We start from the raw sequence: 7,083 nt of genomic DNA, 5'->3' as shown, positions 1-7,083 counted from the left end.
TACAAATGGAGCCGGTAGGATTAAGGAAATCCGTTGATGAGTTAGCGCACCCTTCGAACGTACAAGAAAATGGATCATTTACTAAACGTTTAAAGTTAGCAGATTTATCGCAGCGTCCACCGATGCCAAATGAGAATGCTAAACAGCTTGTTGAAGAAAAGAAATATTCAATGGCTGAATTAAATCAATTAAGCAACAAGCAATTGACCGATCTTCTGGTTACGATTCAATGGTATCAAATTCCGGAGTTATTTCAGTTTAATAATGATAGTCTCAAATTCTATCAAGATGATAGCCGTATGCAGGCAATCATTGCTAAGCTAGCAGAACAAGGACAAGCCTATACGAAAGATGACTCAAAAGGAATTGAGACATTAGTAGAAGTTTTACGCTCAGGTTTTTATTTAGGTTTTTATCATCAAGAATTAAGTAAACTAAGTGAACGTGTCTATCATGATAAATGTTTGCCAGCTTTAAAAACAATTGCGAAGAACCCGAATTTTAAACTTGGTACAACAGAACAAAATAAAGTAATTTCGTCTTATGGGATGTTAATTGGAGGGGCGTCAGCTGATGTAGAAGTTATTCAATATGCAGGTGAAATCTTTAAACAATATAATGATAATCTTTCTACGTTTATTGAAGATCGAACTAAAGGCGATGCTGTATATAATTTGATGAAAGAAGTTGATTATGAAGTTCAATCGTATATGAATGCTACAGGAAAAGAACCAAAAGATATGCTGTGGTATGGGAAAATTGATGGCTTTATTAATGAGATAAATCGTTTTGCACTAATAGGTACAGTAACAGACAAAAACGGATGGCTAATTAATAATGGTATTTACTATGCTAGTCGTTTTGGCAAGTTTTATAGTACACCAACAAAAGGACAGCAAGTTGTTACAGAAGCAATGGGGATATATCCATATTTAGGGCAACAATATTTTGTTGCAGCAGAACAAATTGCTACTAATTACGGCGGGATAGATGCAAATGGAAAAACGGTAAATTTAGATCAAATTCGAGAAGATGGTAAGAAACATTATTTGCCAAAAACGTATACATTTGATGATGGAGCTATTGTCTTTAAAGCGGGAGATAAAGTTAGCGAAGAAAAAATTAAACGTTTATATTGGGCAGCAAAAGAAGTACGATCTCAATTTTATCGTACAGTTGGTAGTGATAAACCACTCGAAAGTGGACATGCTGATGATGTGTTAACAATGGTTATTTATAATAGTCCGGATGAATATCAATTTAACCGTCAACTATACGGCTATGAAACAAATAATGGTGGAATTTATATTGAAGGAACAGGAACCTTCTTTACATATGAACGTACACCACAGCAGAGTATTTATAGTTTGGAAGAATTATTTCGTCACGAATTTACACACTATTTACAGGGCAGATACGAAGTTCCGGGATTATGGGGTCAAGGAGAAATGTATCAAAATGAACGTTTAACATGGTTTGAAGAAGGAAATGCGGAGTTTTTTGCAGGCTCAACGCGATTAGACAGCGTAGTACCGCGAAAAAGTATCATTGGTGGGTTGTCTAATGATCCTGCGAAACGTTACACAGCAGCGCAAACATTAAATGCAAAATACGGAACGTGGGATTTTTATAATTACTCGTTTGCATTGCAATCGTATATGTATAATAACCGTCCTGATATGTTCGATAAAGTGCATGATTTAATTCGTACAAATGATGTTTCAGGTTACGATGCGTACCGTTCTACATTAAGTAAAGATAATAAATTAAATGAAGAATATCAAACTTACATGCAAATGCTGATAGATAATCGTGATAAGTATACAATTCCGCAAGTATCAGATGATTATGTAGCACAGCACAATCCGAAACCACTTTCGGATGTTGCAGCAGATGTCACCAATGAAGCGAAGTTAAAAAATGTGAAGGTAACAAAGAATAAATCACAATTCTTTAATACCTTCACACTACAAGGAACATATACAGGAAGTGCGGCAAAAGGGGAAAATGAGGATTGGAAAGTGATGAATCAAGCAACGAATGATATGCTAAAGCATCTTGCAGAAAAAGAGTGGAGCGGATACAAAACATTAACTGCTTATTTTGTAAATTACCGTGTCAATGCCGCTGGACAATTTGAATATGATGTTGTGTTTAGCGGAGTGAATACAGAAGAAGGTACTGCTGTAGAAAAAGAACCGAATAATTCATTTGATGCAGCGAATCCATTATCTTTGAACGTGTTATTAAGAGGAAACTTAAGTGATCAAGATCAAGTTGACAGATTTGTTATCGATGTAAAGGACCCAAAAGATTTACAAATTACCGTTACGAACGAACAAAACCTTGGACTGAACTGGGTGTTATATTCTGAATCAGATCTAAATAATTATGTAACTTATGCAACAAAACACGATGGAAACAAATTGCTTGGAAATTATAATGCGAAGCCAGGGAAATATTACTTAAGTGTATATAAATATGGTGGTGGAACAGGGAATTATACTGTAGAAGTAAAATAATTATAAGTAGTCGTTTTTAGACAAATAGATGCCCATAGGCATCTATTTGTCTTTTTTTAATGAAATGCTGATGTATATACAAAAAATAAACTCCAATACCTTCTCTTAAGAAATCAAGAATTTTGTACTAGGGTATTTTCATTTTCGAAAATGGCTTTCATTGAAGTGTGTTGTTGATATATTAATATTTATCGAGCGAATAATCACATCCAAAAATCTTCAAAGTCTACACGGTATCCTTTTCTTTTTAAAGCTCTAATTATCTTTTGGCCATTACCTAATGATGGCCTATTCTCATTAGATCGTGTAATGCGGCTAATTGTATTCTGGTTTACTCCGCTCCATTCTTTTAATTCTGTTTGAGTAATTTCATTCCTCTTAAGAAATTTTCCGAACTTTGATAAAGGTTTTCCTAATCCAAACACCTTTTACACTCCCATTCTTTTATACTTGTGTAATTCTATTTTTGCCAAAGCTCATTTTTTTTAAACAAAAGTGTTAATAATGTACAAGCCCCACGCAATATGATGTATCAAGGTCGCTATCAAAGTATCTAGCAAACTAATTATCAAAGTAGATACCAAATAAACTAGCCTGTGTACTAGCAAAGTATCTACCACGTTAACTAGCAAAGTAATGCTATCAAGGTAATAAACGTATAAACCCTATATTTCATCTAGTTTGTTCATTCTGTTTATAAAGGGGGCATTTAAATGCGTACTAGGAAAGAAATAATTCCTTTTCGCGAGTTTATGGATCGGTCATACAAAGATAAAGAACAGAAAATCCGTAAATACAATTCATTAAGTCCTTTCGCATTCCTTCATATGTCGGATCAGGTATTACATACTTACATTGCATTAGGAGTTATGGGAACGATTTTAATCGGAGCAGTCATGTTAGAAAAATACTTGGTGCGACATGACTATATATCAGCAGCTAAATTTGTAAGTGAAGGTATTTATCACGGCACGCGAATTGGTGGAGTTTGCTTGATTGGATATGTATTTGTTCGTATCGTAATCATGTTTTAAGGAGGGAAGGGAGTAATGGGGATTATAAAGGAGTGGCTTCGTACGCAAAGGTTAAGGAATCAGCTTATGGAGGTGTTCGGAAAAGCAGGTTTATATACGGAACATCAAACCCGTGGGGGAAAAGTGCCTATTTATCCAAAGGTACATAATGTTTCTTCTTCAGCAGAAAGCGTGAGGTATGTTTTTACCATACCAAACGGATTAGATCCACAGAAGATTGAAAAGAAGTGGTTTTGTTTTCAGCAAATATTAGGACGGAATCTTACGATTGAAGGGGATGTGAAAAAGTTTGTACTACATGTATTCCGTTCAGATGCTGGACTAAAACCATACAATTACTGTTATAAAGAATGGCAGCCAATATTAAAAGAATACCGTCTTCCTGTTGTGGTTGGCCGGGACCAATTCGGAAAAACGATTACGTACGATATGGTTGATTCCAATACACCACACTTATTAATAGCAGGAGAAACGGGAAGCGGGAAAAGTAGTATGGTACGTGTTGTATTATCCACACTTATTCAATATATGTCTCCTGAAAAGTTGCATTTGTACCTTGGAGATTTAAAAAACTCTGAATTTCATTTCTTGCGAAGAGTGAAGCATGTAAAAGAAGTTTGTATGGAAGAAATCGAAATGAAAATAATGCTTCAAAAGGTGTGGAAGGAAATTAGAGAACGAAGAAAACTTATGGAAGAATATGAAGTTGATCATATTGATGCGTACAACAAATTAAATCCAGATCATCAAAAACCATATATTCTACTTGCTATCGATGAAGTAGCTATGCTTAAAGATGAAAAAGAGTGTATGACTACGATTGAAAAGATTTCAGCAGTCGGCCGATCACTTGGAGTCTTTCTTATGCTTAGTATGCAGAGGCCAGATGCAAAGGTGTTAGATGGTAAGTTAAAACTTAATATGACCGTAAGAATTGGCTTTAAATGTGATAGTGCGATTAATAGTAATATCATGGGTACTCCTGGTTCAGAGCATTTAGAGCAATCAGGCCAAATGATTTTAAAACGAAATGGATTAAAGAAAGTGCAAGCTCCTTATTTAGAATTAAGTAAGGCGAAACAAATTGTTGAACCATATCGCATGTCTAAAGGGGAGAGGATACTCCAGAATTCTTTGCAGGAAGAAATGCCGCTATTTGGGGTGTTAGATGATGAAGAGTAGAGATAAAGGAATTCTGAATGATTTGAATCGATTTAGATGCATGTCCCGTGACGATATTATTGACTTGCATTTTCAAGGCTTAAAGAATGCGGTAACTTGCTGTAATACGGTTATGAAACGATTAAGAAGAGATGGTCACGTTGATGCTAACGTATTGCAGCACCCATACATTTATTTTCCGCAGCCAAGTTCTATCAGAAAGACAAGTCAAAAAATTCCTCATTTCCTTGGTATTGTGCACGTATACAAACAACTCGTTCATTATGAAAATCCTAAACTATTCAAAGTTGAACCAAAGTATGGGAAAGAATATATGGAGCCGGATGCTTTTACTATATGGCGTAGATCACCATTCTTTATTGAAGTTCAAAAGTCAGTGTACAGTAAAAAAATAATGCAAGATAAGATAAACAGATACGAGTTATACTTCCATAGCCAAGAATGGCACAATGAATCCTGGCAACCGAAAGGTTCTAAATTCTTTCCTTCAATCCTTATAATTACTGACAAACATTACGACGTTCAATCTCATCATTTACGTATATTTCAGGCGAATTCTATAGAAAGTTTTATGAATAATTTAGCTGTGAAATCATAAAGAAAGCCTGCATAGTGCAGAGCTTTTTTCTTTTCAATAATATATTAAGTCATGTGTGATGATGATTGTTAGAATGCAGTAAATGAGCAAAGTAAATTTAAAGTAAGTTATGAAATGGTAATAAAGTATATTAAAAAGATAGGGTAAAACTTCTTCTAGAATGATATCTCCATAATTAATAACTTGTATGATAACCTCTCGATTATCACTATATCCATTCATATCTACAACTTGTCCCACATATTCGTTTGTACCAATATCTTTTTAAAGTACTCTAAAAAATGCACTTTATATTTTCTTTATCTTATCTTTATCTTATTTTTAAATTTCTATATTAAACTTAAAACCTAAAAGAAATAAATTTGAGTCTAAAAGGGGCAGAGAAATAGATGATTATTATATATTTTGTAAATAACCAACCGCCATTGAAAAATTGAATTTCTTATACGAGGAGAAATATATGAAGGATATGAGTAAAAAACAAATTATTAAAGTATTCCTTATTAGTATTTTAGGTTTAGGAACAATGCTTGGAATACTATATTTTAATCATAAAACTAATATTCAACAAAATAAAGCGCTCGCTACCGAAAAACGTGTATTGCAATATGAGCCTACCTTGAAAAAAGAATTAGAAAAATATAATTTAGGAGGGAAAACAGCAGTTTTATTAGGAATTATGTACCAAGAGAGTAGAGGTGAGGGAAACGACCCTATGCAGTCATCTGAATCACTTGGATTAAAGCCAAATGAAATTCAAGAGACAAGCTTGAGCATTAAACAAGGGGTAAAACACTTTGCTAAAATGTACAAATATGGAACGGAAAAAGATGTTAGCATGGATACAATTATTCAAAGCTATAATATGGGGCCAGGGTATATTGATTTTATTGCCAGTCAAGAAGTTAAACAACACTCGGAAGATTCGGCCAAAAAGTTTTCTAAGATGAAAGTTGATCAAAACCCAGCGATGTACACTTGTGGTGGAAATAAAAATAATTTTAGGTATCCATATTGTTATGGTGATTTCACATATGCCACAAAGGTGAATGAAAAAACAATACTTATTGAAGAACTTCTTCGAAATGTACATGACTCTTCTAAATAAGCTGTATAATGATACCGTCAGTTATCAACAATAAAATATTAGAATGTAACTTATACTTTAATGTTGGAGATTTTTATATTTTACGTAATAGGTGTCGTTAATTTGATAATAATGATGATATTCATTTGTACTTAAAATTGCATCTAAAAGCATCTTTACTAGAGTACCCAAAAGACCATTTAAACAATATGAATAGTTTGAACAAGCTTGAAAAGAAACTATCAAAAGATTTAACAGCTGAAGATCATAAAATAATTAAAATCTTACAGAAAAACAATTGCGATTCATTCGGTGTTGGACGACAATTAATTGCACATCATCCAAAACTATGGAATACATACAACTATAAAAATGTGAAAATTCACTCAAAAGTTAATATTGAAATCATTAATACTGGTATATTACATTAAAAAAAGAGCCGTTTAGGCTCTTATACGAAATTACGCTTATGTTTTCTGTGTGCTTCAATATTAGATTCTACATCGTTTTTATCCCATAATTGTAATTCCCACGGGAAGTAAAAGTTACTTCTGTTTTTGAAATAGATATGTACGCCATTGTATCCATCTTTGCGTCTGTGATACCAATTCTTTAAACCATACTTTTCTTGCCAATCACCTAAATGTGTTTCAATTTCTT

The 7,083-nt window shown here is 33.5% G+C and carries 7 protein-coding genes and 2 pseudogenes (1 of these 9 only partly in view); 6 read left to right on the top strand and 3 right to left on the bottom strand.

The window, feature by feature from the left end; all coding sequences use genetic code 11:
- Window positions 1-2,522: the 3' portion of a collagenase ColA gene (locus V7038_RS25280; protein WP_335695809.1), read on the top strand. 91 nt of this gene lie to the left of the window's left edge; only the last 2,522 of its 2,613 coding nucleotides appear in the window; the start codon falls outside the window, past its left edge; the stop codon is at window positions 2,520-2,522.
- 203 nt (window positions 2,523-2,725) lie between these two features.
- Here the strand turns inward: V7038_RS25280 and V7038_RS25275 are convergent, their stop codons facing one another.
- Entirely contained in the window at window positions 2,726-2,947 is a 222-nt protein-coding gene (locus tag V7038_RS25275; protein ID WP_000467339.1) for a helix-turn-helix domain-containing protein, read from the bottom strand.
- Between the two features lie 288 nt (window positions 2,948-3,235).
- Between V7038_RS25275 and V7038_RS25270 the strand changes: the two genes are divergently transcribed.
- The 3 genes from V7038_RS25270 to V7038_RS25260 are packed head-to-tail and all read left to right on the top strand — an operon-like array spanning window position 3,236 to window position 5,336.
- The gene (locus V7038_RS25270; RefSeq protein ID WP_097905038.1) at window positions 3,236-3,556 is read left to right on the top strand and encodes a hypothetical protein; all 321 of its coding nucleotides are present in this window, start codon (window positions 3,236-3,238) and stop codon (window positions 3,554-3,556) included.
- Window positions 3,557-3,571: 15 nt separating this feature from the next.
- On the top strand, window positions 3,572-4,738 hold the full coding sequence (locus tag V7038_RS25265; RefSeq protein WP_335695808.1) for an FtsK/SpoIIIE domain-containing protein: 1,167 nt from the start codon (window positions 3,572-3,574) through the stop codon (window positions 4,736-4,738).
- 22 nt (window positions 4,739-4,760) lie between these two features.
- Window positions 4,761-5,336 carry a replication-relaxation family protein gene (locus V7038_RS25260; protein WP_335695811.1) on the top strand — a complete coding sequence of 192 codons (576 nt, stop codon included), beginning with the start codon at window positions 4,761-4,763 and terminating at the stop codon, window positions 5,334-5,336.
- Between the two features lie 120 nt (window positions 5,337-5,456).
- On the opposite strand, the pseudogene V7038_RS25255 reads toward V7038_RS25260, so the two are convergent.
- Window positions 5,457-5,579, bottom strand: a pseudogene (locus tag V7038_RS25255) (vancomycin resistance histidine kinase VanS); the annotation flags it as partial.
- Window positions 5,580-5,796: 217 nt separating this feature from the next.
- Here V7038_RS25255 and V7038_RS25250 point away from each other — a divergent pair.
- Both V7038_RS25250 and V7038_RS25245 read left to right on the top strand, forming a co-directional pair.
- A complete protein-coding gene (locus V7038_RS25250; protein WP_000654275.1) occupies window positions 5,797-6,444 on the top strand; it encodes a lysozyme family protein in 648 nt (215 codons plus the stop codon).
- A 119-nt stretch (window positions 6,445-6,563) separates the two neighbouring features.
- Window positions 6,564-6,854 carry a Ger(x)C family spore germination C-terminal domain-containing protein gene (locus V7038_RS25245; RefSeq protein WP_335695810.1) on the top strand — a complete coding sequence of 97 codons (291 nt, stop codon included), beginning with the start codon at window positions 6,564-6,566 and terminating at the stop codon, window positions 6,852-6,854.
- A gap of 20 nt (window positions 6,855-6,874) precedes the next feature.
- Here V7038_RS25245 and V7038_RS25240 read toward each other — a convergent pair.
- A pseudogene (locus V7038_RS25240) lies at window positions 6,875-7,083 on the bottom strand (hypothetical protein); the annotation flags it as partial.

The sequence above is a fragment of the Bacillus sp. JJ783 genome, assembly GCF_036963225.1.
Taxonomy (GTDB): Bacteria; Bacillota; Bacilli; order Bacillales; family Bacillaceae_G; genus Bacillus_A; species Bacillus_A cereus_U.
This window is presented reverse-complemented; position numbering and strand designations above follow the sequence as displayed.